The sequence below is a fragment of the Sphingomonas phyllosphaerae genome (assembly GCF_036946485.1).
Taxonomy (GTDB): Bacteria; Pseudomonadota; Alphaproteobacteria; order Sphingomonadales; family Sphingomonadaceae; genus Sphingomonas; species Sphingomonas phyllosphaerae_E.
Genome location: NZ_JAQIJA010000001.1, coordinates 677,799 through 702,532, shown reverse-complemented (window position 1 = coordinate 702,532; position 24,734 = coordinate 677,799). Strand labels below are relative to the sequence as shown.

General features: G+C 67.8%; 20 protein-coding genes, 1 pseudogene and 2 riboswitches. Of the genes and pseudogenes, 7 read left to right on the top strand and 14 right to left on the bottom strand.

All coding sequences use genetic code 11. From position 1 onward, the window contains the following. Window positions 1–111: 111 nt before the first annotated feature. Entirely contained in the window at window positions 112–945 is an 834-nt protein-coding gene (locus tag PGN16_RS03180; RefSeq protein WP_335307945.1) for an arylamine N-acetyltransferase family protein, read from the bottom strand. 95 nt (window positions 946–1,040) lie between these two features. Between PGN16_RS03180 and PGN16_RS03175 the strand changes: the two genes are divergently transcribed. Next, the gene (locus tag PGN16_RS03175) at window positions 1,041–2,168 is read left to right on the top strand and encodes a zinc-binding dehydrogenase (RefSeq protein WP_335307944.1); all 1,128 of its coding nucleotides are present in this window, start codon (window positions 1,041–1,043) and stop codon (window positions 2,166–2,168) included. Between the two features lie 87 nt (window positions 2,169–2,255). Here the strand turns inward: PGN16_RS03175 and PGN16_RS03170 are convergent, their stop codons facing one another. From PGN16_RS03170 to PGN16_RS03140, 7 genes are all read right to left on the bottom strand, one after another. Continuing rightward, entirely contained in the window at window positions 2,256–3,419 is a 1,164-nt protein-coding gene (locus PGN16_RS03170; protein WP_335307943.1) for an NAD(P)/FAD-dependent oxidoreductase, read from the bottom strand. A 143-nt stretch (window positions 3,420–3,562) separates the two neighbouring features. Further along, window positions 3,563–4,882 (bottom strand): cystathionine gamma-synthase family protein, encoded by a 1,320-nt coding sequence (locus tag PGN16_RS03165; protein ID WP_335307942.1) that lies wholly within the window; start codon window positions 4,880–4,882, stop codon window positions 3,563–3,565. A gap of 11 nt (window positions 4,883–4,893) precedes the next feature. Further along, window positions 4,894–5,301, bottom strand: a complete 408-nt coding sequence (locus PGN16_RS03160; RefSeq protein WP_335307941.1) for a hypothetical protein — start codon at window positions 5,299–5,301, stop codon at window positions 4,894–4,896. Window positions 5,302–5,358: 57 nt separating this feature from the next. Further along, the gene (gene gloB, locus PGN16_RS03155; RefSeq protein ID WP_335307940.1) at window positions 5,359–6,075 is read right to left on the bottom strand and encodes a hydroxyacylglutathione hydrolase; all 717 of its coding nucleotides are present in this window, start codon (window positions 6,073–6,075) and stop codon (window positions 5,359–5,361) included. A gap of 1 nt (window position 6,076) precedes the next feature. Beyond that, window positions 6,077–6,511: a VOC family protein gene (locus PGN16_RS03150; protein WP_335307939.1), complete on the bottom strand. Its 435-nt coding sequence runs from the start codon at window positions 6,509–6,511 to the stop codon at window positions 6,077–6,079. A 17-nt stretch (window positions 6,512–6,528) separates the two neighbouring features. After that, window positions 6,529–7,254, bottom strand: a complete 726-nt coding sequence (locus tag PGN16_RS03145; protein WP_335307938.1) for an alpha/beta hydrolase — start codon at window positions 7,252–7,254, stop codon at window positions 6,529–6,531. A 286-nt stretch (window positions 7,255–7,540) separates the two neighbouring features. Further along, window positions 7,541–8,950: a glutamate ligase domain-containing protein gene (locus PGN16_RS03140; protein ID WP_335307937.1), complete on the bottom strand. Its 1,410-nt coding sequence runs from the start codon at window positions 8,948–8,950 to the stop codon at window positions 7,541–7,543. A gap of 50 nt (window positions 8,951–9,000) precedes the next feature. On the opposite strand from PGN16_RS03140, the gene PGN16_RS03135 reads away from it, so the two are divergent. After that, window positions 9,001–9,816 (top strand): LD-carboxypeptidase, encoded by an 816-nt coding sequence (locus tag PGN16_RS03135; RefSeq protein ID WP_335307936.1) that lies wholly within the window; start codon window positions 9,001–9,003, stop codon window positions 9,814–9,816. A gap of 103 nt (window positions 9,817–9,919) precedes the next feature. On the opposite strand, the gene PGN16_RS03130 is transcribed toward PGN16_RS03135, so the two are convergent. Continuing rightward, window positions 9,920–10,567 (bottom strand): retropepsin-like aspartic protease family protein, encoded by a 648-nt coding sequence (locus PGN16_RS03130; protein WP_335307935.1) that lies wholly within the window; start codon window positions 10,565–10,567, stop codon window positions 9,920–9,922. 286 nt (window positions 10,568–10,853) lie between these two features. Between PGN16_RS03130 and thrS the strand changes: the two are divergent. From thrS to PGN16_RS03110, 4 genes and pseudogenes are all read left to right on the top strand, one after another. Beyond that, window positions 10,854–12,840, top strand: a pseudogene (gene thrS / locus PGN16_RS03125) (threonine--tRNA ligase). Window positions 12,841–12,946: 106 nt separating this feature from the next. Further along, window positions 12,947–13,219: a hypothetical protein gene (locus PGN16_RS03120; RefSeq protein WP_335307934.1), complete on the top strand. Its 273-nt coding sequence runs from the start codon at window positions 12,947–12,949 to the stop codon at window positions 13,217–13,219. A 222-nt stretch (window positions 13,220–13,441) separates the two neighbouring features. Then, window positions 13,442–13,975: a translation initiation factor IF-3 gene (infC, locus tag PGN16_RS03115; protein WP_335308380.1), complete on the top strand. Its 534-nt coding sequence runs from the start codon at window positions 13,442–13,444 to the stop codon at window positions 13,973–13,975. Between the two features lie 195 nt (window positions 13,976–14,170). Continuing rightward, entirely contained in the window at window positions 14,171–16,987 is a 2,817-nt protein-coding gene (locus tag PGN16_RS03110) for a TonB-dependent receptor (protein ID WP_335307933.1), read from the top strand. Between the two features lie 140 nt (window positions 16,988–17,127). Here the strand turns inward: PGN16_RS03110 and proS are convergent, their stop codons facing one another. Continuing rightward, window positions 17,128–18,657, bottom strand: a complete 1,530-nt coding sequence (gene proS, locus PGN16_RS03105) for a proline--tRNA ligase (RefSeq protein WP_335307932.1) — start codon at window positions 18,655–18,657, stop codon at window positions 17,128–17,130. A gap of 88 nt (window positions 18,658–18,745) precedes the next feature. Between proS and PGN16_RS03100 the strand changes: the two genes are divergently transcribed. After that, a complete protein-coding gene (locus tag PGN16_RS03100; RefSeq protein ID WP_335307931.1) occupies window positions 18,746–19,645 on the top strand; it encodes a DMT family transporter in 900 nt (299 codons plus the stop codon). Between the two features lie 94 nt (window positions 19,646–19,739). Here PGN16_RS03100 and gcvPB read toward each other — a convergent pair whose 3' ends face one another. From gcvPB to gcvT, 4 genes are all read right to left on the bottom strand, one after another. Beyond that, entirely contained in the window at window positions 19,740–21,416 is a 1,677-nt protein-coding gene (gene gcvPB, locus PGN16_RS03095; RefSeq protein ID WP_335307930.1) for an aminomethyl-transferring glycine dehydrogenase subunit GcvPB, read from the bottom strand. Next, the gene (gene gcvPA / locus PGN16_RS03090) at window positions 21,413–22,771 is read right to left on the bottom strand and encodes an aminomethyl-transferring glycine dehydrogenase subunit GcvPA (protein ID WP_335307929.1); all 1,359 of its coding nucleotides are present in this window, start codon (window positions 22,769–22,771) and stop codon (window positions 21,413–21,415) included. The genes gcvPB and gcvPA overlap by 4 nt, the downstream gene beginning before the upstream one ends. A 148-nt stretch (window positions 22,772–22,919) precedes the next feature. After that, a complete protein-coding gene (gcvH, locus tag PGN16_RS03085; protein ID WP_335307928.1) occupies window positions 22,920–23,291 on the bottom strand; it encodes a glycine cleavage system protein GcvH in 372 nt (123 codons plus the stop codon). A gap of 2 nt (window positions 23,292–23,293) precedes the next feature. Next, a complete protein-coding gene (gene gcvT, locus PGN16_RS03080; RefSeq protein WP_335307927.1) occupies window positions 23,294–24,442 on the bottom strand; it encodes a glycine cleavage system aminomethyltransferase GcvT in 1,149 nt (382 codons plus the stop codon). A gap of 59 nt (window positions 24,443–24,501) precedes the next feature. Further along, window positions 24,502–24,605: riboswitch (glycine riboswitch) on the bottom strand. Further along, window positions 24,606–24,708: riboswitch (glycine riboswitch) on the bottom strand. It lies immediately after the preceding riboswitch. Between the last annotated feature and the right edge of the window lie 26 nt (window positions 24,709–24,734).

Here is a 24,734-nt window from a genome sequence, read left to right as displayed (position 1 = left end):
CCTTCTCGTCGCCCCGGACTTGATCCGGAGCCCCGCTTCTTAACTGCGCTCGCGAAAAAGAAGCGGGGCCCCGGTGTCAAGCCCGGGGCGACGGTCAAGGATGAGCGATCGTCACCCGAACAGCCCCAGCTCTGCCACCTCATTCGCACTCAGGTCGATTCCGAACATCATGCTCAGCCGCATCCGATAGACGCGCGGATCGGTGATCTCCGCCTCGGCGGTCGTCTCCGAGGCGCGGCGGCGGTACTGGCGGTCGGTCAGCGAGGCGAAGCCGCGCGGCAGGATGATGCTGGTCACGGTCACGTTGGTGAAGCGGCTGGCCGGCGCGCTCATCGACCAATGGTTGCCCATCGCCAGGTCGCTGTCGTGCACCTCGGCGGTGGTGAAGCTGTATTGCGGCTGCCAGCCCGGCCCCGCCCCGCGGCCGTCGGTGGTGGTCGGGTCGCCGTCGCGCAGCAGCAGCCAGCCGCCCTCCCCGGCGCGCTCGTCGTCGCGCACCAGCAGGAAGCGCGCGCCATCAGGCGCCTCGCCCTGCGCGCCATCGGCGAGCGGCAGGACCGGGGCGTAGCTGCCGCCGAACCCGGCGTCGGCGATCCAGTGCTGGCCGTCGATCGTCACCAGAGACAGCGTGTGGGTCAGCGGCGGGGTCGCGGTCGCGCCGAGCCAGACGCGCGCGAGCAGCGGCCGCGCGCTGAAATCGAGCGCGGCGAGCGCATCGAGCAACAGCCGGTTCTGCTCGAAACAATAGCCGCCGCGCCGCGCGGTGACCAGTTTGGCGGCGACGCTCGCCCCGTCGATCGCGATCGCGCGGCCGAGCCGCACGTCGAGATTCTCGAACGGGATCGCGAGCCGGTGCGCGTGCTGGATGCGCGACAGGCCGGCGGCATCGCGGGTCGGGCGCGCGGGAAGGTCGATGCGGGCGAGATAGGCGTCGAGGTCGAACATGCCGCCTGCGGTAGCGCGGTTGCACGGCGATGAGAACGGGTTTGACCGTCCCGGCGCACAGGCTCATGCCGGAGGCCCCAAGAGAGGAGGCCAAGTTGAGCGACATCAAGGGTTTGGAGCTGCGATCGATCGTCGACGCCGAAGGTTCGCTGACGTTGCGGCTGGAAGAGGTCACCTATTCAGCACCCGCCGACGACGAAGTGCTGGTGCGTATCGAGGCCGCGCCGATCAATCCTTCCGATCTCGGGCTGCTGCTCGGGCCGGCCGATGTCGGGTCGCTGGAAGAGGTGGGGACGCCCGACGCACCCGCGCTGCGCTTTGCGGTGCCGCGCGGGCGAATGGGCGGGCTGCGCGCGCGGATCGGCCAGTCGCTGCCGGTCGGGAACGAGGGCGCGGGCACCGTCGTGGCAGCGGGCGCGCAGGGGCAGGAACTGGTCGGGCGCAAGGTCGGGATGATCGGCGGCGCGATGTTCGCACAATACCGCCTCGCCAAGCTGCGCGAGGTGGTGCCGCTGCCCGAGGGCGCGAGCGCGGCAGACGGGGCGGCGATGTTCGTCAACCCGCTGACCTCGCTGGCCTTCGTAGAGACAATGCGCGCCGAGGGGCACAAGGCGATCGTCCATACCGCGGCGGCGTCGAACCTGGGGCAGATGCTCCAGAAGATCTGCCTCGCCGATGGCGTGCCGCTGGTGAACATCGTCCGCAAGCCCGAGCAGGCAGCGATCCTGCGCGCAATCGGCGCGACCTATGTGCTCAACAGTCAGGATGACGATTTCCGCGGGCAATTGGCGGATGCCTGTGCGGAGACGGGGGCGACGATCGCCTTCGACGCAATCGGCGGCGGGACGCTGGGCAGCGACATCGTCCAGGCGATGGAACAGGCCGCCAACCGCACGGCCGGGGAATACAGCCGCTATGGCTCGGACACGTTCAAGCAGCTGTACATCTATGGTGCGCTCGACACCGGCGCGACGACGCTCAACCGGCTGGCGTTCGGCTTCCAGTGGAGCGTGTCGGGCTTCCTGCTGACGCCGTGGCTGAAGAAGACGGGTGCGGAGACGGCGGGGCGGATGCGGCAGCGGATCGCCGACGAGCTGACCACGACCTTCGCGAGCAATTACACCGCGACGATCGGGTTGAAGGAGGCGCTCCATGCCGACGTGCTGCGCGCCTATGAGCGCAAGGCGACGGGAGAGAAGTATCTGATTGATCCGACGCGCTGAAGAACGTCATTGCGAGCGAAGCGAAGCAATCCAGGGTGCCGCGCGGACCACTGGATTGCTTCGCTTCGCTCGCAATGACGGCAGCTCCTAAATCGCCTGACCCGCCGCCCAGCCGCTGGCCCAGGCCCATTGGAAGTTATAGCCGCCCAGCCAACCGGTGACGTCGACCGCCTCGCCGATCGCGTACAGGCCGGGCACCTTGCGCGCCTCCATCGTCTTCGATGACAAGGCGTCGGTGGCGACACCGCCGACGGTGACTTCCGCCTTGGCATAGCCCTCGGTGCCGTTGGGATGAAAGCGCCAGTCGGCGAGGCGGCGTTCGGCATCGGCGAGCGCGCGGTCGGTCGCACCGCCGAGTTCGCCGATGCCGACCCGCTCGGCCAGCACCTCGGCGAGCCGGGTGGGCAGGGCGAGCGATTGCGCCAGCGTGCTGCGGGGGCGGCTGCGCTTGGCGGCGGTGAGCCAGCCCGGAGCGGCATCGGGGCGGAAGTCGATCGCGATCGGCTCCCCGTGCCGCCAATAGCTCGACACCTGAAGGATCGCGGGGCCGGAGAGGCCGCGATGGGTGAATAGCGCCGCCTCCGCGAACGCCGCCTTGCCCGCGCGCGCGACGACGGGCGTCGCCACGCCGGAGAGCGCGCGGAACAGCGCTTCGTCGCCGGGCAGGGTCAGCGGCACCAGCGCGGGACGCGGTTCGACGACCTTCAGGCCGAAGCGGCGTGCGATGTCATAGGCCACGCCGGTCGCACCCATCTTCGGGATCGACGGGCCGCCGGTCGCGATCACCAGTGCGGGGGCAGTATAGCGGCGCTCACCGTGCGCGACGGTGAAGCGCCCGTCGGCGTGGCCGATCTCGCCGAGCGGCTGGCCGAGACGGATCGTCACCCCGCCCAGCGCGCATTCGCCGAGCAGCATGTCGACGATCGCGCGTGCCGAGCCGTCGCAGAACAATTGCCCGAGCGTCTTCTCGTGCCACGCGATGCCGTGACGCTCGACCATGTCGAGGAAATCACGCGCGGTGTAGCGGCCGAGTGCGGACTTGGCGAAATGTGGGTTGGCGGACAGATAGCGGTCGGGCGCGGTGTGCAGGTTGGTGAAGTTGCAGCGGCCGCCGCCGGAGATCAGGATCTTCTTGCCCGGTGCCTCGGCATGGTCGAGCACGACGACGCGCCGCCCGCGCTGCCCGGCGACCGCCGCCGCCATCAACCCTGCCCCGCCCGCGCCCAGCACGATCGCGTCGAATGTTTCCATCGCGCGGCCGTGTCATAGATCGTCGGTAATGGCGAGGGCGGAGCGGATTACCACCGTCGCCCCGGCCTTGAGCCGGGGCCCCGCTCCCTGCCCGGCCAAGGAAGAAGCGGGACCCCGGATCAAGTCCGGGGTGACGGTTAACTCTAGATCGCCGCCAGCGCCTGTTCCATGTCGGCGACCAGATCGTCGGCATCCTCGACGCCGATCGAGATGCGGACGAGATTGTCGGTGATGCCCAGCGCCTGCTTGCGCTCGTCGGCGACCGACAGATGCGTCATGCCCGCCGGATGGCTGGCGAGCGTCTCGGTGCCGCCGAGGCTGACCGCGAGCTTGGCGATCTTGAGCGCGTCGAGGAAGCGGAACGCCTCGGGCTCGCCACCCTTGAGGTAGAGCGAGAAGGTCGAGCCGCCGCCGGTGCAATGGCGGCGATAGATGTCGGCCTGCCGCCCCTCGGCCTCGGCGAGGAAGCCGAGATAGCCGACACGCTCGACCTTCTCATGATCGCGCAGGAAGGCGCAGACCTTGGCCGCGTTCTCGCCCGCACGGCTCATGCGCAATTCCAGCGTTTCGAGGCTGCGCATCAGCATCCATGCGGTGTTGGGATCGCAGATCGTGCCGATCGTGTTGCGCATCGCGCGGATCGTGTTGATGAGCGGCTTGGCGCCCAGCACCGCGCCCGCGACCAGATCGGAATGGCCGCCGGCATATTTGGTCAGGCTGTACACCACCGCATCGGCACCGTGCTGGAGCGGTTGCGACCACAGCGGGCCGAGGAAGGTGTTGTCGATCGCGATCGGCGGCAGCTCCTCGGCGCCCGCGAAGATCGCGTCGCGGCTGGCGCGAACCGCCTCGACGTCGACCAGCGCGTTGGTCGGGTTGGCGGGGCTTTCGAGATAGATCAGCGCGACGCGACCGGCGTCGTTCGCCTTCTGCATGACCGCGTCGATCTCCTCGCGGGTCGCGCCCGCCGGGAAGTCGAGCCAATTGACCCCGAAGCGGCCGAGCACGCGCGCGATCAGCGTCTCGGTCGCGGCATAGAGCGGGCCGGAGTGGACGATCGTGTCACCGGGCCGCACCAGCGACAGGAACAGGGTCGCGATCGCCGACATGCCGCTGGAGAAGGTCAGCGCATCCTCCGCGCCCTCCCAGATGCCGAGCCGGTCCTCGAGGATTTCCTGATTGGGGCCGTTGAAGCGCGAATAGACCAGCCCTTCCGCGCCGCCGGGGCGCTTGCCGGTGACGCCCTCGAAGTGGCGCTTGCCGGCCGCGGCATTGGGGAAGACGAAGGTCGAGGTGAGGAACACCGGCGGCTTGAGCGCGCCTTCGGACAGCGCGGGATCGTAGCCGTGGCCCATCATCAGCGTCGCCGGCTTGAGCTTGCGCCCGCCGATCGAATCGATCTCGGCCTTGGGCGAGCGGCGCGTCTCGACGCCGGTCAGGTCGTCTTCGGTCGGCTTGGTCATGACAGTCTCACCTATTGGGAACGATAGGGAACGAACTGGCCCATCGCGCAGCTACCGCTGGGAATGCCGGCCGGCAGGTTCACGGTGCGGGCGATGTCGCCGCGGCACAATTGCGTCTGGAACTGGCGCGTGATGATCGTATCGCCGCGCGCCACCGCCTCGCAGCCGCCGCCGGTTTCGGTGACATAGACCAGCCTGCGGCTGACGCGGTACAGCAGCTTGCCGTCGTAGGCGGTCAGCTGCGGGCGGGTCCAGCGCGTGTCGATGCAATCCTGCGGCTTGCCGGGAGTCTTGCCCGCCAGCAGCTTCTCGTAGGCGATCCGGCTCTTTTCCTGCCGGTCGGGCTTCTGGGCCGGGGCAGCGACCACCGCGGCCGCGCCGAGCGCCGCCGCAGCGGCGAAGGTGATGAGGAAACGCATCGCTTTCTCTCCTTCTATCCGCACGTTACCGGCATGGTTACGTGCGATACCATATCGTCAGCTCTGATCCTTGCGCAAGCGGCGTTCGGCGAAGGTGGCGACATCGGGCGCACGCAGGAACGGGTTCGTCGCCCGTTCGAGGCCGATCGTGGTCGGGATCGTCGCCTCCCGGGACGCGCGGAGACGGTCTATTTCGACCATTCGTTGCACGAGCGCTTGGTTATCCGGCTCGACGGTGCGCGCAAAGCGACCGTTCGATTGCGTGTATTCGTGCCCGCAATAAACGCGGGTGGCATCGTCGAGCGCGGCATAGCGCTGCATGTTCGCGAACATCTCGGTGGGGGTGCCCTCGAACAGCCGGCCGCAGCCCATCGCGAACAAGGTGTCGCCGGTGAAGATCACACCATCGTCGGCGAAGTGGAAGGCGATATGCCCGGCGGTGTGGCCCGGGACGTGCCAGACGTCGGCGCGGTGCTCGCCGAGTGACACGACGTCCCCCTCCCCGACGCCGTCGTCGAGCGCGTCGATCTTGGCGCGCTCCGCTTCCGGGCCGATCACGCGGGCTCCGGTCGCCTGCCTGATCGCCGCCGCGCCGCCGACATGGTCGGGGTGCCAGTGCGTCAACCAGACTTCACCGATCGTCCAGCCCCGCGCCGCCGCCGCGTCCAGCAGCGGCTGCGCCTCGCCCGGATCGAGCGCGACGGTCCGCGCGCCGTCGTGAAGCAGCCACGCATAATTGTCGCTCAACACGGGGACGCGGACGATCTCCAGCATTTCACCACGTCCCGGTGTTGGGCATCGACGCCCATGGCTCGGCGGGTGCGAGCGTGCCGTCCTGCAACAGCTCGATCGAGATGCCGTCGGGAGTCTTCACGAACGCCATATGCCCGTCACGCGGCGGGCGGTGGATCGTATAGCCGTGGTCGAGCAGCCGCTGGCAGGTCTCGTAGATATTGTCGACGCGATAGGCGAGATGCCCGAAGTTGCGCCCGCCGGTATATTCCTCCGGGTCCCAATTGTGGGTCAGCTCGACCTCGGCATTGGCGCGCTCGCCGGGCGCGTTCATGTCCTCGGGCGTGGCGAGGAAGATCAGCGTGAAGCGGCCCTTCTCGTTCTCGATGCGGCGCACCTCTTTCAGCCCGAGCAGCTCGAAGAAGGCGATCGTCGCGTCGGGATCGCTGACCCGGATCATCGTATGCAGATATTTCAACGTCTTGCTCCCGCCCGTCAGGGCACCACGTCTTCGACCGCACGCACCAGCAGCGCGATGTCGTCTTCGCGCGAGAGCCGGTGGTCGCCGTCCTTGACCAACCATGTCTGAACGTGCGGCGAGCGGATCAGTTCGGCGAGCCGGCACGTGCGATGCCACGGCACGTCGGCATCCTGTTGCCCCTGAAGGAAGCGCACCGGCCCGTCGAAGGCGATCGCGCCGCCCATCAGCCGGTTCGCCTCGCCCGATTGCCAGAAACGGCGCGTGTAGACGGTTGGCTCCGGGCCGTAGGGGTTGGGACGTTCGAGGCGGCCGTGCTGGAGCAGGTACATCTTCTCGTCCTGCGAGAAGCCCCAGTCGGTGAAGTCGGGCGCGGGGGCGATGCCGACCAGCGCCGCGACGCGCTCCGGCCGCGCCAGCGCGGCGAGCAGCGCGATCCAGCCGCCCATCGACGAGCCGACCAGCACCACCGGGCCGTCGAGGTGGTCGATCATCGCCAGCGCATCGTCGCGCCAGTCGGCGAGCGACTGGTCCTCGAACTTGCCCTCGCTCGCGCCGCAGCCGCCGTAATCGAAGCGGAGGTAGGCGCGGCCTTGCGCCTTGGCCCATTCCTCGAGCGCGACCGCCTTGCTGCCGGTCATGTCGGAGGCATAGCCGGGCAGGAAGACGATCGTCGGCGTGGTGCCTTGCGTGTGATGATAGGCGAGCCGCGGGCGCGGCGGTTGCGATGTGACGATGCTCATGCGCCCGGCTTTAGCGGGAAGAGACGGGCGAGCGGAAGGGTGGCGGTGGTCGCGGCCCTCGGTCTCAACCGCGCTGAAGGGCGGGATGACGTGGGGTGGATGGTTCATCCGTCATTGCGAGCGTGGCGAAGCAATCCAGGGCCGGATCAGGACGCCCTGGATTGCTTCGCTACGCTCGCAATGACGAGAGAGTTGCCGTCATCTCGGACCTGATCCGGGATCCCGCTTTTTGGACGGCGGGAAGAAGCGGGGCCCCGGATCAGGTCCGGGGCGACGAAAGGAGTGGTCAGCCGCCCAGCATCCGCACCATCTCGGCCGCGAGCAGCGACAGCGTGTCGTCGCGTGCGCCCATCACGACGATGCGGTCGCCGGGGCGCGCCTGTGCGACGCAATGCGCCGCCGCCGCCGCGCGGTCGGGGATGTGGAGTGCGGTGCCGCCCGCAACGCCCACGTCATGGACGATGTCGGCGCTGGTCACCTCGCGGCTGACGGTGCCGCCCTGATAGACCGGATCGGGCAACACGAGCAGGTCGTCGGCGCGCAGATGCGTCGCGAACATCGCGGCGAGTTCGGCGCGCATCACCTTGAGCGGGCCATAGCCGTGCGGCTGGAACAGCGCGATCACGCGGCCGGGGAAGGCGTGGAGCGTGTCGAGGGTCGCGGCGATCTTGTCGGGGTTGTGGCCGAAGTCGTCGATCACCGCGACGCCGTTCGCCTCTCCCACCAGATCGAAGCGGCGGCGCAGGCCGGTGAAGACCTCGACCCCCGCAACGGCCTGTTCGAGCGTCAGGCCGGCGGCGAGCGTCGCGCCGATCGCGGCGAGCGCGTTGGCGACATTGTGACGGCCGGGCACCTTCAGCGCCACCGCTACGCGCGTGTCGCCAGCGACCAGCCTGAAGCGGATCGCGAACGGCTCGGCGGTCATGTCGGTTGCGAACAGGTCAGCGCTTTGATCGACCAGCGAGAAGCGCGTCACCCGCGCCGGCGGGAGCGCCATCGCGAGCCGCGCGGCGTCCATATTGTCGGCATTGACCACCGCAGTACGCGCGTGACCGATGAAGTCGCCGAACAGCCGGTTCAACTCGTCGAGCGACTTGTGATCGAGGCTGACGTTGTTGAGCACCGCGACCTGCGGGCGGTAGAGCGCGATCGAGCCATCGCTCTCGTCGACCTCGCTGACGTATGGAGCGCCCTGCCCGACCAATGCGCTGGCGAACGGGCGGTCGGCGCTGGCGAAGTCCTTCATCACCGCGCCGTTCATGACGGTCGGGTCGCGCCCGGCGGCGTGGAGGATCGTCGCGATCATGCCGGTGACGGTCGATTTGCCGCTGGTCCCCGCGACGCCGATCGGTTGGGTGGCGGCGTTGAACAGCGCGGCGTTCAGCTCCGCGCGCGACAGGCGGCGGCAGCCGAGCCTTGTGGCGGCGACGATGTCGGCCACGGTGTCCTCGACGGCGGCGGAGGCGACGACGATCTGCTCGGGCGATGTCACGCCGCTGCCGTCCTGCGCGAACAGTTCGATGCCGAGCGCGCGCAGGCCGTCGAACTTGGCGGGGACGCGGCCCTGATCGAGCCCGCGGTCGCTGCCCGCGACGATCGCGCCGCGTCCGCGAAGGATCATCGCCAGCGGCATCATCCCCGATCCGCCGATTCCGACCAGAAAGAAGCGCTGGCCCGATACGTTGCCGTCATGCATGGCGGCGGGCTATCGGCGCTTTGCGCGGGCGTGACAAGCAGGAGGTGGCGATGCGGATCGGAGTGCTGGCGGCGAGCAGCGTCGCCAACCCGGACGTGATCGCGCCGGTGTCCGCCTTCGCGGCGGTCGCCTATCCCGAGATCGACCTCGTCTTTCACCCGCAATGCTATGCGCAGGACGGGCATTTCGCCGGATCTGACGCGGTGCGCGCGGCGGCATTCCTTGAGTACGCCAACGATCCGGCGTTCGACGCGATCTGGTTCCTGCGCGGCGGCTATGGATCGAACCGGCTGCTGGCGACGATCATGCCGCAGCTCGGGCCGGCGGCGCGGACCAAAAGCTACCTCGGCTATTCCGATGTCGGGTTCCTGCTGGGCGCGTTGTACGCGCGGCGGATCGGGCGCGCGGTGCACGGACCGATGGCGAGCGACATCCGGCGGCGGGGCGGTGACGCGACCGTGGCCCGGTCGCTGGGGTGGCTGGCGCGCGGCGATCGCGCCGGGCTGGAGCCGGGGCTCGACGGGCGACCGGCGGCGGCGTTCAATCTGTCGATCCTCGCGGCGCTGATCGGGACGCCGTACCTGCCCGACCTCGCCGACCATGTGCTGATCGTCGAGGAAGTGTCGGAGGCGATGTACGCGATCGACCGGATGCTGTTCACGCTCGGCAACGCCACGCAGCTCCGCAGCATCGCCGGGGTGCGGCTGGGCGCGGTGACGGCGGTGAAGGACAACGAACCCGACTGGGGCGAGCCGATCGAGGCGATGATGGTGCGCTGGTGCCGCGATCTGGGGGTGCCGTATCTCGGACGCGCGCAGATCGGGCATACGCAGGCGAACCATGTGGTGCCGTTCGGGGTGGCTTGAGCCTGACCTTTTGCCGTCGCCCCGGACCCTTCGACAAGCTCAGGAGAGCCTTGATCCGGGGCCTTGCTTTAACTTCTACCGTTGCAAAGAAGCGGGTCCCGGATCAAGTCCGGGACGACGATGAGGCGGTGGTGGTCTCCGCCTCCTGCGGATGGTGCGGCGTCAGGATCAGCGTGCGCCCCTCGACCCGCCAGCTCTTCAGCCGCGACAGGAAGTTCATCCCCAGCACGTCGACGTCGCCGAACGCGGGCGACACGACCACCGCCAGATCGCGCGCGACGACGTTGCCGAAGCGCAGCTCGGGCACCTCGCCGGTGTCGGCGCGGATCGTGCCGTTGGCGGTTTTGAGCAGCACCGGGAAGACCGCGGGCTTCACCTCGACCCCGGCGGCGGCGGCGGTGGCTGGAGACAGCGCGGTGATCGTCGCCCCGCTGTCGACCAGCAGGCGGCGCTCGACCCCGCCGATCTTCGCGCGGACATAGAAATGGCCGTCGCGGCTCATGCGGATGCGGGTTTCCTCGCCCGCGACCTTCTGTTCGTCGAGATCGAGCGCCGACGCCGCGCGGCCGAGCCACGGGTCGAAGCGGCCGCGCTCGGCGATCGTCGCGTACAGCAGCAGTCCCGCACCGACCCACAGCGCGAGGCTCACCAACGTACGCAGGATCGGGATGCGTCGCGCCACCAGCGCCGCGACGAACAGCGCGCCGAGCAGCAGGTAGAAATGCGGGTTGGCCGAGATCCAGGCGGGCATGACGACGATATAGGGACGGCAAGCTTGCTGGAGAATGGCTGGCGCAGGCGCTGTCGGCGCGCTATGTCGGTGGCGTGATGACGATGCAGACTACCACCACGACCCGGCCGTGTCCGGGGGCCGGCGCCCGCGTCATCGCCTGACGCTGCGGCCCCGCCCGCCCGGACCGGGTGGAGGCGGTGCGGCGGCTTTCCATCCTGACGATCACCCACGCCGCTCTTTTCGTCGGGGCACGGCATCGCTAGGCCGTTGTCACGACTTTGTGCAGGAAGACCTCTCGATGGAAATGCTCTCGATCACGCTGCCCGACGGTTCGGTCCGCGAGGTCGCGTCCGGCACCACCCCCCGCCGACATCGCCGCCGCGATCGGGCCGGGGCTCGCCAAGGCGGCGATCGCCGCGCGCGTGGACGGCGAGTTGCGCGACCTGTCGCGCCCGCTGACGCAGGATGCGCGGCTGGCGCTGGTGACGCAGAAGGACGAGGCGGACGCGCTGGAGCTGGCGCGCCACGACTTCGCGCATGTCATGGCCGAGGCGGTGCAGCATCTGTTCCCCGGCACGCAGATCACCTTCGGCCCGGCGACCGAGGACGGCTTCTATTACGACTTCGCGCCCAAGGATCGCCCGTTCACCGACGAGGACCTTCCCGCGATCGAGGCCGAGATGCGCCGCATCATCGCCAAGAACGAGCCGTTCACGCGCGAGGTCTGGTCGCGCGAGCAGTTGATCGAAACGTGGCAGAAGCAGGGCGAGACGTTCAAGGCCGAATGGGCCGCCGAGCTGCCCGATGGCGAGGAGCTGACGATCTATCGTCAGGGCGCATGGCTCGACATGTGCCGCGGGCCGCACATGCCCTCGACCGGGCGGCTCGACCCCAACGCCTTCAAGCTGACGCGCGTGTCGGGCGCCTATTGGCGCGGCGACCAGAAGAACGCGATGCTCAGCCGCGTCTATGGCACCGGCTGGCTCAACAAGAAGCAGCTCGACGCGCATCTGACGATGCTGGAGGAAGCCGCCAAGCGCGACCACCGCAAGATCGGCGCGGAGATGGACCTGTTCCACCTCCAGCCCGAAGCGCAGGGCTCGGTGTTCTGGCACCCCAAGGGTTATATCCTGTGGCGCCAGATGGAGGCGTATATGCGCCGCCGGCTCGACGCGGCCGATTATGCCGAGGTGAAGACCCCGCAGCTGATGGACGCGCGGCAGTGGGAGCAATCGGGCCACTGGGGCAAGTATCGCGAGAACATGTTCGTCGTTCCCGACGAAATCCCCAATACCGAGGACGAGGGCGCGGTCATCTCGGGCGATGCCGATATGATGGCGCTCAAGCCGATGAATTGTCCGGCGCACGTGCTGATCTTCAAGCAGGGGATCAAATCGTACCGCGACCTGCCGATCCGCATGGCCGAATTCGGCTGCTGCCACCGCAACGAGCCGCATGGCGCGCTGCACGGCATCATGCGCGTCCGCCAGTTCACGCAGGACGACGCGCATATCTTCGTGCGCGAGGATCAGCTGGTCGAGGAAGTGCGCAAGTTCTGCGAATTGCTCCACTCGGTCTATCAGGATCTGGGCTTCACCGATTATGCGGTGAAGCTGGCGCTGCGTCCCGAGAAGCGCTTCGGTTCTGACGAGATGTGGGACCGCTCCGAGCAGGAATTGCGCGACGCGGTGCAGGCGTCGAACCTGCCGCAGGAGATCAAGGACAAGTTCGAGGAACTGCCCGGCGAAGGCGCCTTCTACGCGCCGAAGCTGGAATTCCACCTGACCGATGCGATCGGGCGGACGTGGCAGGTCGGCACGATCCAGTCGGATCGCGTGCTGCCCGACCGGCTCGACGCGAGCTATGTCGGCGAGGACGGCAACCGGCATCGTCCGGTGATGCTCCACCGCGCGATCCTCGGCACGTTCGAGCGCTTCATCGGCATTCTGATCGAGCATCACGCCGGGCGCTTCCCGCTGTGGCTGAGCCCGGTGCAGGCGGTGGTGGCGACGATCGTCTCCGACGCCGACGATTATGCGCATGAGGTGGCGGCCAAGCTGCGCGCGGCGGGCATCCGCGTCGAGACCGACCTGCGCAACGAGAAGATCAACTACAAGGTCCGCGAACATTCGGTCGCCAAGGTCCCGAACCTGCTGGTGGTCGGCAAGCGCGAGGCCGAGGAAGGCAAGGTCGCGCTGCGCCGGCTGGGCAGCCAGGCGCAGACCTTCCTGACGCTCGACGAAGCGGTGCAGATGCTGCGCGACGAGGCGCGCGCGCCGGATCTGCGCTGACGCTCGACGGCATCGACCCGCTCCCTTATGTTGCCCGGACATATAGGGGAGCGGAACGATGCGTATCTTGCTTGCTACTCTGATACTGTCGGCGCCCCTTTCCGCCATGGCGCAGACCGGCATCAACGGACAGATCGGCGGGGCCGGAACGAGCGTCCACGACAATAACGGGCGTATCGATCGCGAGCGTGCCGCCGGGCGGCTGTCGCGCAGCGATGCCCGGCGCGCGAAGGCCGAGAATGGCATCACCGACGATCTGGCGCAGCGTTATGGCAGCGACGGGCGGATGACCGATGCCGAGCAAGCCGAGATCACGAACCGCAACAATGCGATGCAGAGCATCCTCAACGCACCGGCCCGGAACGGGCCGAAGCGCTGAGGGGCGAATCTGTGTTCCTAAGCCCTCTCCCCGCCGGGGAGAGGGTTTGGGTGAGAGGCCGGAGTCTCACCGAGACCGCCCTCTCTGCGAGGCCCAAACCCCTCTCCCAACCCTCTCCCCAAGGGGGAGAGGGCTTTGACGGCGCACCCGCTTCCCTTCGCTCGTACGATGCCCTATATTGAGAGGGTAACCGATACAGGAGAAATACCCATACGTCCTCCCATGATGCGCCGTCCGATGCAGGCGCCTCCGATGAACGGCCCGCGGTTCAATGAGTGGATCCAGAGCCCAAAGGTCCGCGTGATCGATCACGAGGGAGAGAACCTTGGCGTGATGTACACGCGCGAGGCGATGGAGCAGGCGCGCGAGGTCGGGCTCGACCTGGTCGAAGTGTCGCCCAACGCCGATCCGCCCGTCGCCAAGTTCCTCGACGTCGGCAAGTTCAAGTACGAGGCGCAGAAGAAGGCGAACCTCGCCCGCAAGTCGCAGAAGACGCAGGAGATCAAGGAGATCAAAATGCGTCCGAACATCGACGATCACGATTACGACACCAAGATGAAGAAGGTCGCCGAATTCATCGAGGAAGGCGATAAGGTGAAGGTCACGATGCGCTTCCGCGGTCGCGAGCTGAGCCATGGCCAGCTCGGCATGAACGTGCTGCAGCGAGTCGCCGAGCAGGTGCAGGAAATCGCCAAGGTGGAAGCCTATCCGCGCATGGAAGGCCGCCAGATGCTGATGGTGCTCGCGCCCAAGTAAGCGCGGCGGATTTTCCAGCCTGCCGTAACGTCCGCCGCGCCTGATCCGCGCGGCGGCGTTGTATTTGTCGGACAGTGTTTTCCAAAATCACCGGCCGACCTTCTAAAATGGCTGGACGTAGGCGGCTTCTGCGTTACGCTCACCCAATACCGAACCTTCAAAGAGTTCGGATGACATTGGGAGAGAGATAGCGCCATGCGTCTTACCGCCACCCTTCTGTCCACCGCCGCCGCGGTGCTGGCGATGCCGGCCCTGGCGCAGGACCAGACGAGCCCCGTCACCACCAACGCCGCGGTCGCCGGACAAAGCGACACCGCCGCCGCGCAAGCCGGCGACACCGGCCAGCTCAATGCCGGTGACATCGTCGTGACCGCGACGCGGCGCGCCGAGCGGCTCGCCGACGTGCCGATCTCGATCAACGCGGTCAGCCAGGCCGCCTTGCAGAACTCCGGCGCCACCGACATCCGCCAGCTCGCGCAGCTCGCGCCGTCGCTCAACGTCTCGTCGACCGGATCGGAGGCGAATGCCTCGGCGCGCGTCCGCGGCATCGGCACGGTCGGCGACAATCCCGGGCTCGAAAGCTCGGTGACGGTGTTCATCGACGGCGTGTACCGCAGCCGGACCGGCTCGGGGCTCAACGATCTCGGCGAAGTCGACCGCGTCGAGGTGCTGCGCGGGCCGCAGGGGACGTTGTCGGGCCGCAATTCCTCGGCGGGCGCGATCAACATCTATACCAAGGCGCCGTCGTTCGACTTCGGCGGCTATGCCGAGGGGACGTACGGCAACTACGATTTCTACCGCGTCGCAGGCGCGATCACCGGACCGATCGTCAAGGATCTGCTGGCGTTCCGAATCGACGGCGTCGCCTCGAAGCGCGACGGCTTCTATCGCGACGTCGTCAACGACACCGATTACAACGACCGCAACCGCTGGTTCGTGCGCGGGCAATTGCTGCTCGAACCCTCGCCGGACTTCTCGGTGCGGCTGATCGGCGATTATACGTGGCGCAACGAGAAATGCTGCGGCGCCGTCTATGTCGACACGCGCGAGAAGACCGATCCGACCCCGGGCACGCCGGGCGACTATGCGATCAACCCGGCGGGCAATCGCATCGTCAGCGTGATGCAGCAGGTCGCGGCGCTGCGCGGCTATTCGGCGGGCAGCGTCTTCCCGGCCGGCAACGATCCGTACAGCCGCCGCATCGCCTTCACGCCGGGCCGTGCCTATTCGAACGTCACCAAGGATTATGGCGGCTCGGGGCAGATCGACTGGAATCTGGGCAGCGCCGCGCTGACCTCAATCACTGCGTATCGCGAGTACAAGTCCGACGGCGCGAACGACATCGACGCCAATGTCCTCGACATCGGCTATCGCCCGGATGACGGAAACAACTACCGGCGATTCCATACCTTCACGCAGGAATTGCGGCTGAACGGCGAGGCGTTCGGCGACCGACTCAACTGGTTGATCGGCGGCTTCTTCAGCAACGAGGATCTGCAGGTCGTCGACAATCTGAAGTTCGGGCGTGATTACGGCGCGTTCGCCGCCTGCCGGATCGTCGCGACGATCAATCCCAATGCGGCGCTGCGCAACCCGGCCAATCCGGGCTGCCTGAGTGCGGCGGGGTCGGCGATCCTGCAGGGGCAGGTGCCGGGCACGACCGCGGCCTTTGGTGCCGCGACCCCGATCGTGCTGGGTAGCATTCGCCTGCTCTCGACGCTCAACGATCTCGGCACGACGCGCGACGTCTACAACCAGAACAGCAAGAGCTTTGCGGTCTTTACGCACAACATCTTCCGGCTGACCGACAAGCTGTCGCTGACCGCCGGCCTGCGCTGGACCCGCGAGCAGAAGGATTTCGACGCCACCTTCGGCAATAACAATACCGTCTGTCCGCAGGTGCAATCGCTGCTGAGTGCCACGCCCCAGGCCGGCAATTTGTTCAACAATCCGCAGCTGGCCGCACTGACCCGTGGCATCGCGACGCTGGCCTGCACGGGCAATTCGTCCAGCGCGCTCAACGGCCGGACGATCAATGACAAGCTGCGCGAGAATCAGGTGACCGGGACGGCGGTGCTGAGCTGGAAACCGACCGACCGGTTGATGACCTATGCCAGCTATTCGCGCGGCTACAAGGCAGGTGGGTATAATCTCGATCGGTCGGATCTCGGCGACGCCTACAATCCCGCGACGATCGCCAATATCGATGCCAGCCGGCTGCGCTTCGATCCCGAGACGGTTAATGCCTATGAGGTCGGGCTGAAATATTCGAGCCGGCAGTTCACCTTCAACCTCGCCGGCTTCCGGTCGGAGTTCAAGAACTTCCAGCTCAATACCTTCAATGGCACCAATTATGTCGTAGAGAATATCGGCTCGTGCTCGGACGGGTTGAACGGGGCGGATCGCGACAATTCGCTGGCGACCGGTGCGTGCACCGGCGACGTCCGCTATGGCGTGGTCAGCCAGGGGTTCGAGGCGGAGGCGGGATTCTATCCGGCCGAACATCTGGCGATCAACATGGGCTATACGTTCGCCGACACGAAGTACCGCCGCAATCTGGTCGGTTCGGACGCGGGCGCGGCGCTCGATCCGGCGCTGTTCCTGCTATCGGGATCGCAGATGTCGAACGCGCCGCGCAACGTCATCACCACGTCGGTGAGCTGGAACCCGCCGATCGGCAGCTCCGGCATGTCGGCGCTGTTCTACGTCGACCAGCGCACGGTGTCGGATTACAATACCGGTTCGGACCTGTTCATCGAGAAGGAGCAGGACGGCTTCACGTTGCTCAATGCGCGCGTCGGGTTGCGCGGCAATCAGGATCGCTGGGCGGTCGAGGTGTGGGCGCAAAATCTGCTCGACACCAATTACCAGCAGGTGGCGTTCAACGCGCCGTTCCAAGGTGCGGGCAGCCTCCAGCAGGTGCAGGCGTTCGGCGGGGTCGGCAACCAGCTGTTCGCGTCGTTCCTCGCCGAGCCGCGGACGTATGGGTTGACGCTGCGGACGCGGTTCTGAAGTGAGCTTCAGCCCGAAGGGCGCCGACCGCTAACCGCCAGTTCCCGTCATCCCGGACTTGATACGGGATCCCGCTTCTTCCTTCCGTTTCCACGAAGAAGCGGGGACCCGGATCAAGTCCGGGGCGACGGCCGCAAAGGTCAGTACGCCCGCCCGACCAGCACGCGCTCCACGGCGGCATCGCCGGTGAAGATGCACGCGCTGTCCGCCGCCGCCTGTCCCATCGGCGCGTTGCGCAGAGTCAGCTTGAGCGCCTTCAGCCGCTCGACCACCGCGTCGAGCGCCGCGCCGGTCGGGCGCGACCATTGCACTTCCAGCCAGCCGGGGTTCTTCGCGCCCTCGGCGAAATGTGCCTCGACCTGCGCCCAGTCGCTGGCGGGCGCGATGTTCGCCTCCAGCCGTGCCTTCGCCTGATCGAACAGTGCCTGCTGGATGTCGGCGAGCAGCGCCGCGACCCCGCCCGCAAAGCCGTCGCGCGCCACCGCCGTGCTGTCGAGCTTGCCGTCTTCGCGGTACAGGCGATCGCGGCGGATCACCGAAATGTTGCCCGCCGCCATGTCGCGCCCGCCGACCTCGATCACGAGCGGCGCGCCCTTCTTGATCCAGCCCCAGCGCTTGTTCGTCGCCTTGACCGGCTTGAGGTCGAGCAGCGCGCGTACCGGCTCGCCGAACGCGCTTTCCGCCGCCAGCGCCTGCTGCAACTCGCGGCAATAGCTCACCAGCGCCTCGTCCTCGGGCGTGTCGCGGAGCATCGGGACGATCACCACCTGCCACGGCGCGACGCGCGGCGGCACGCGCAGCCCGTCGTCGTCGCCGTGGACCATGATGAGCGCGCCGATCATCCGCGTCGACACGCCCCAGCTGGTCGTCTGCGCATGTTCCAGCTGCCCCTCGGCATTCTGAAAGCGGATGTTCTGCGCCTTTGCAAAATTGGTGCCGAGGAAGTGCGACGTGCCGGCCTGCAGCGCCTTGCCGTCCTGCATCATCGCCTCGATCGACCAGGTGCCGACCGCGCCGGGGAAGCGCTCGTTCTCGGGCTTCTCGCCCGCGATCACCGGCACGGCGACGCAATTCTCGGCGAAGTCGCGATAGACTTCGAGCATCTTGAGCGTTTCCTCGCGCGCCTCGTCGGCGGTGGCGTGCGCGGTATGGCCCTCCTGCCACAGGAATTCGGCGGTGCGCAGGAACATGCGCGTCCGCATTTCCCAGCGAACGACGTTCGCCCATTGGTTGATCAGCACCGGCAAATCGCGCCACGATTGCACCCAACGCGCGAAGGCGTGGCCGATCACCGTCTCGCTGGTCGGGCGGACGACGAGCGGCTCCTCCAGCTTGGCGGCGGGATCGGGGACCAGCCCGCCCTTCCCGTCGGCGATCAGCCGGTGATGCGTTACGACCGCCATCTCCTTGGCGAAGCCTTCAACATGGCTGGCTTCCTGCTCGAAATAGCTGAGCGGGATGAAGACCGGGAAATAGCAATTCTCGTGGCCGGTCGCCTTGATGCGATCGTCGAGCAGGCGCTGGAACCGCTCCCAGATGCCATAGCCCCATGGCCGGATGACCATGCAGCCGCGCACGCCCGATTCCTCGGCCATGTCGGCCTCGGTGATGACGGATTGATACCAGGCGGCGAAGTCGGCCTCGCGGGTGACGGGGAGCGCATGTTTCATGCGCGCGGCGATAGCGGCAAAAGCGCCCGCTCGCCAAGCGGCAACGCACGGGGTTCCTTTGACGGAGTGCGGCGGTTAGGGACGACCTATGTCGGGTGATCGCGTCCTGAAGGGCATCGCCCTGCGCCTGTTGGCGATTTTCTTCCTCTCCACGATGTCGGCGCTGGTGAAGCTGGCCGAGACGCGCGGCGCGTCGCTGCCCGAGACGATGTTCTGGCGACAGGCGTGCGCGCTGCCGGTGGTGCTGGGGTTCGTCGCGGCGACGCGGGGGTTGGGGTCGCTGCGCACCGCGCGGATCAAAGGGCATCTGGCGAGGTCACTGGTTGGCGTGGTGGGGATGGTGTTCACGTTCGGCGCGGTGCTGCTGCTGCCGCTCGCCGAGGCGACGACGTTCCAATTCACGGTGCCGATCTTCGCGACGATCCTCGGCGCGCTGGTGCTGGGCGAGCGGACCGGCGTGCAGCGCTGGGGTGCGGTGCTGGTCGGGTTCGCGGGCGTGCTGATCGTCGCGCAGCCGGGCGGCGGCACGCATGTCCCGCTGTTCGGGGCGATCGTCGGGTTGCTGGCAGCGTTGTTCGTCGCGTTGGTCGCGATCCTGCTGCGGCAATTGCGCGACGAGCCGTCGGGGACGACGGTGTTCTGGTTCTCGATATTGACGCTGCCGCTGATCGCGGTGCCTTATGCCTTCCACCTCAAGGCGCATGATCCGCTGACGTGGCTGAACCTCGCGGCGATCGGCGTGGTCGGCGGGTGCGGGCAACTGGCGCTGACCGGCGCGGCGAAGCTGGCGCCGGTGACGACGGTGGTGCCGATGGACTATTCGGGGCTGATCTGGGCGACGCTGTACGGCTGGCTGCTGTTCGGGGTGCTGCCGAGCACGATGACATGGGTGGGCGCGCCGGTGATTATCGCGAGCGGGCTGTTCATCGTGTGGCGCGAGCAGCGGCTGGGGAAGCAGCAGACGGTGACGGCGGCGCCGGAGGATTGAGCGGCGCTACGTCACTGCGAGCGTAGCGAAGCAATCCAGGGCGTCTTGGTCCGGCTCTGGATTGCTTCGCTACGCTCGCAATGACGGTATCGACCTACTCCGCCGCCTCTGCCACCTCGACCGGCGGCTTCCACGTCAGCACCGGCTTGCGCGCCGCGAGCGTCTCGTCGAGGCGTGCACGCGGGGCGAAGTGCGGGGCGGTCTTGAGCGACGGGTCGCCCGCCTTCGCCCGCTCGGCCACTGAACGCAGCGCGGCGATGAACTGGTCGAGCGCGGCGCGGCTTTCCGTCTCGGTCGGCTCGATCAGCATCGCACCGTGGACGACCAGCGGGAAATACATGGTCATCGGGTGGAAGCCCTCGTCGATCAGCGCCTTGGCGGCGTCGATCGTCGAGAAGCCGGCCGCAAAGCCCTTATCCGAGAAGATCGCCTCGTGCATGCACGGCCCCGACCCGGCGAACGGTGCGTCGAGCACGTCCTCCAGCGAGCGCAGCACGTAATTGGCGTTGAGCACCGCGTCCTCGGCGACCTGCTTCAACCCGTCCGCGCCGTGGCTGAGGATGTACGCCAGCGCGCGGGTGAACATGCCCATCTGGCCGTGGAAGGCGACCATGCGCCCGAACGTGTCGGGGTGGTCGTCGCCGGCGGTCTCTTCTTCGATCAGCTGGATGTGCCCGTCGGCCATCCGCGCGGTGAACGGCAGCGGGCCGAACGGCGCGAGCGCCTCCGACAGCACCACCGGCCCCGAGCCCGGCCCGCCCCCGCCGTGCGGGGTCGAGAAGGTCTTGTGCAGGTTGATGTGCATCGCATCGACGCCGAGGTCGCCGGGCCGCACGCGCCCGACGATCGCGTTAAAGTTCGCGCCGTCGCAATAGACGTAGCCGCCCGCGGCGTGGACCGCGTCGCTGATCTCCTTGAGATCGCGCTCGAACAGTCCGCAGGTGTTCGGGTTGGTGATCATCACCGCCGCGACGTCCGGTCCGAGCCGCGCTTTGAGCGCTGCGGTGTCGACGCGGCCGTCGGCGGTCGCGGGGATGTCCTCGACCGTGAAGCCCGCGAAGGCCGCGGTCGCCGGGTTGGTGCCGTGTGCGCTTTCGGGCACCAGCACGACCTTGCGGTGGCCCTCGCCGCGCTTCTCCAGCGCCGCCTTGATGCACAGGATGCCGCACAGCTCGCCGTGCGCGCCGGCCTTGGGGCTCATCGCGACGCCGTACATGCCGGTCAGCTTGATCAGCCACACCGCCAGTTCGTTGATGACGCCCAGCGCGCCCTGCACGGTGTCGACCGGCTGGAGCGGGTGGATGTCGGCGAAGCCCGGCATCCGCGCGACCTTCTCGTTCAGGCGCGGATTGTGCTTCATCGTGCACGAACCAAGCGGGAACAGCCCGAGGTCGATCGCGTAATTCTGGCGGCTGAGGCGGGTGTAGTGGCGCACCGTCTCCTGCTCCGACAGGCCGGGGAGGCCGATCGGGGTAGTGCGTTGGAGGGTTCCGAGCTTGTTAAGCCCTCTCCCCTCTGGGGAGAGGGTTGGGTGAGGGGCTGATGTCTCACCGAGACCGACCTCTCCGTGAGACACCGGCCCCTCACCCCTGCCCTCTCCCCGGAGGGGAGAGGGAGCAGTGGCAAAATCTACCCCCGTCGTCTCGGTCGAGCCGATCTCGAAGATCAGCGGCTCTTCGAGCATCAGCGCCTTGTTGCCGGTGAAGGTGGGCGCAGCGCCCTCGCCCTTGACGGGGGCGGTCGGCTTCCAGCCGCTTGCGTTGATGCTCATGCCAGTGCCTCCTCAAGCGCGGTCGCCAGCGCCTCGATATCCTCGTCGGTCGCGGTCTCGGTGACCGCGACGATCAGCCCGTTCGCCAGCGCGTCCTCGCCCGGGTACAGCCGGCCGAGCGACACGCCTGCCAGCACGCCCTTGTCGGCGAGCGCGCGCACGACCGGTCGCGCCTCCCGTCCGATATCGAGCGTGAATTCGTTGAAGAACGTGTCGTTGACGACGCGCACGCCCGGCACCTTGGCCAGCCGGTCCGCCGCACGGCACGCACCCGCGTGGTTGAGCGCCGCCAGTTGTCGCAGCCCCGCCTCGCCCAGCAAGGTCATATGGATCGAGAACGCCAGCGCACACAGCCCGGAATTGGTGCAGATGTTGCTGGTCGCCTTTTCGCGGCGGATGTGCTGCTCGCGGGTGGAGAGCGTCAGCACGAAGCCGCGACGGCCATCGGCATCGACGGTCTGCCCGCACAGCCGGCCCGGCATCTGGCGGACGTATTTTTCCTTGCAGCCGAACAGACCGACATACGGACCGCCGAACTGGAGCCCGACGCCGAGCGACTGGCCTTCGCCGACGACGATGTCGGCGTCCATCTCGCCGGGGGCGCGCAACGCGCCGAGCGCGACCGGCTCGGTGACGACCGCGATCAGCAGCGCCTTCTTCGCATGGCAGGCATCGGCCAGCGGGGTCAGGTCGGCGATGCGGCCGAGGATGTCGGGATATTGGACGACGACGCACGACGTGTCGTCGTCGATCTTGGCGATCAGCGCGTCGAGATCGGTGTCGGCGGAGAGCGCCGGCAGCGCGGTGTCGAGTACGTCGCCGGTGTACTTGGCCATCGTCTTCGCGACCGAGACGTAATGCGGGTGCAGCCCGCCCGACAGGATCGCCTTGCCGCGCCGCGTGATGCGGCGCGCCATGCCGATCGCTTCCCAGCACGCGGTCGAGCCGTCGTACATGCTGGCGTTCGCGACATCGGTGCCGAGCAAGGCGGCGACCTGCGTCTGGAACTCGAACAGCATCTGGAGCGTGCCCTGCGCGATCTCCGGCTGATACGGCGTATAGGCGGTCAGGAACTCGCCGCGCTGGATCAGGTGATCGACGCTGGCGGGAACGTGATGGCGATACGCCCCGGCCCCCAGGAAGAACGGCACCTCGCCCGCCACCGTGTTCTTGCGCGCGAGAGCGGCCATGTGGCGCTCGACCGCCAGCTCGCTGGCGTGGTTGGGCAGATCGTGGATCGGGCCGTCGAGCCGCGCGGCCTCGGGCACGTCGGCGAACAGCGCGTCGATCGACGATGCGCCGATCACGGCCAGCATGTCCTGGCGGTCGGTGGGGGTCAGGGGCAGGTAGCGCATTTTGTCATTCTCCCCCCTCCCCGGCGGGGAGGGGTCGGGGGAGGGGTAGCGTCCGGGGGTACGGGCAGCAGCGGACGGAACGGCTGACGTTCCGCGAGCACGCGCCCCTCCCCAACCCCCTCCCCGATGGGCAGGGGGCTATGTTACGTCACAGCTTCGCGACGAAGGCGGCGTAGGCGGTTTCGTCCATCAGCGCGTCGAGCTCGGACGCGTCCGACAGCGTGATCTTGAAGAACCAGCCCTCGCCCTCCGGGTCGCTGTTAACCAGCGCCGGCTCGTCAGTCAGCGCCGGATTGCCTTCGAGCACCGTACCCGAAACCGGCGAATAGACGTCCGACGCGGCCTTGACGCTCTCGACCACCGCGGCCTCGTCGCCCTTCGCCAGCGAGCGGCCCGCGTCAGGCACTTCGACGAACACGATGTCGCCGAGCTGGCCCTGCGCATAGTCGCTGATGCCGACCGTGCCGGTGTCGCCATCGACGTCGATCCACTCGTGATCCTCGGTGAAATAACGGCTCATCTTTACTTCACTCCTCGGAAGTAGCGGTGGGGAACAAAGGGCATGGCGGTGACGGTGGCGCGGTGCGCCTTGCCACGCTGCGACAAGGTGACGACGGTGCCGGGCACGGCATCGGCGAGCGGGACATAAGCCATCGCGATCGGCGCGCCGACCGTCGGGGCGAAGCCGCCGCTGGTGACACGGCCGACGACCGTGCCTGCGGCGTCGAGCACGTCGGCGCCCTCGCGGACCGGCTGACGCCCCTCGACCAGCAGCCCGACGCGCTTGGTGGCGGGGCCATTCTCGCGCTCGGCGAGGATGCGCGCCGCGCCGGGAAAGTCGGCGGCCTCGCGGCGGCGCTTGAACAAGGCAAAGCCGAGATCGGCCTGCACCGGGGTGATCGCGGGATCGAGATCGTGGCCGTAGAGCGGCAGTCCGGCCTCGAGCCGCAGCGAGTCCCGCGCGCCGAGCCCGATCGGCTTGATTTCGGGCTGCGCGACCAGCGCATCGGCGAACGCCTCGGCGGCCTCGGCGGGCACCGACATCTCGACGCCGTCCTCGCCGGTATAGCCCGAGCGGCTGATCCACAGCGCATGGCCGTTCCACTCGAACGCGCCGGCCTGCATGAAGGTCAGCGCCGCGACGCCGGGCACCAGCCGCGCGACCGCCTCGACCGCCTTCGGGCCCTGCACCGCGAGCAGCGCGTGGTCTTCCATCATGTTGAGCGTGATGTCGTCGGGCAGATGCTCGATCATGTGCGCGACGTCGTCGTACTTGGTCGCGCCGTTGACGACCATGTAGATGCGATCCGGCGCCTGCGGCGTCAGCATCAGATCGTCGAGCACCCCGCCCTCCTCATTGAGGAGCAGCGAATAGCGCGCCTTGTTGAGCGGTGCGTCGCTGATCGCGGCGGGCATCAATGCCTCGAGCGCGGTCGCGACGCCCTCGCCGGTGATCGACAGCTGGCCCATGTGGCTGACGTCGAACAGCCCGGCGTTCTCGCGCGTCCACAGGTGCTCGGCCATGATGCCTTCGTACTGGACGGGCATGTGATAGCCGGCGAACTCGACCATCCGGCCGCCCTTCGCGCGGTGCCAGGCGTCGAGCGGGAGCGTCAGGATCTCCAGCGGTTCGAAACCGTCGTCTTCATGGGTAACGGGCGTATCGCTCATCACAGGTCTTCCGTCGCAAGAGGCCGGTCGCGCGGGGCCGAAGCCCGCTGGCAATCCGAATGTCCCCCTCTGTCACGGAACCTGAGAGCTTTCCCCGGACGCGCCGGGTTACCCCTTCGGTGGGTGTGCGGGCACGCCCGCATACCGCTTTCCAGAGTGTCGATCGGCCGGCGCGGTCCCTTCTGCCTGAGAGATTCCGGGGTGGTTGCTCCTTCGGCGGCGGCTGATGACCTGAAAGGCCGGCCGCGCTCTCCCGCGCCTGCCCATGCCCCTTGCGCGGCATCGACTGAAG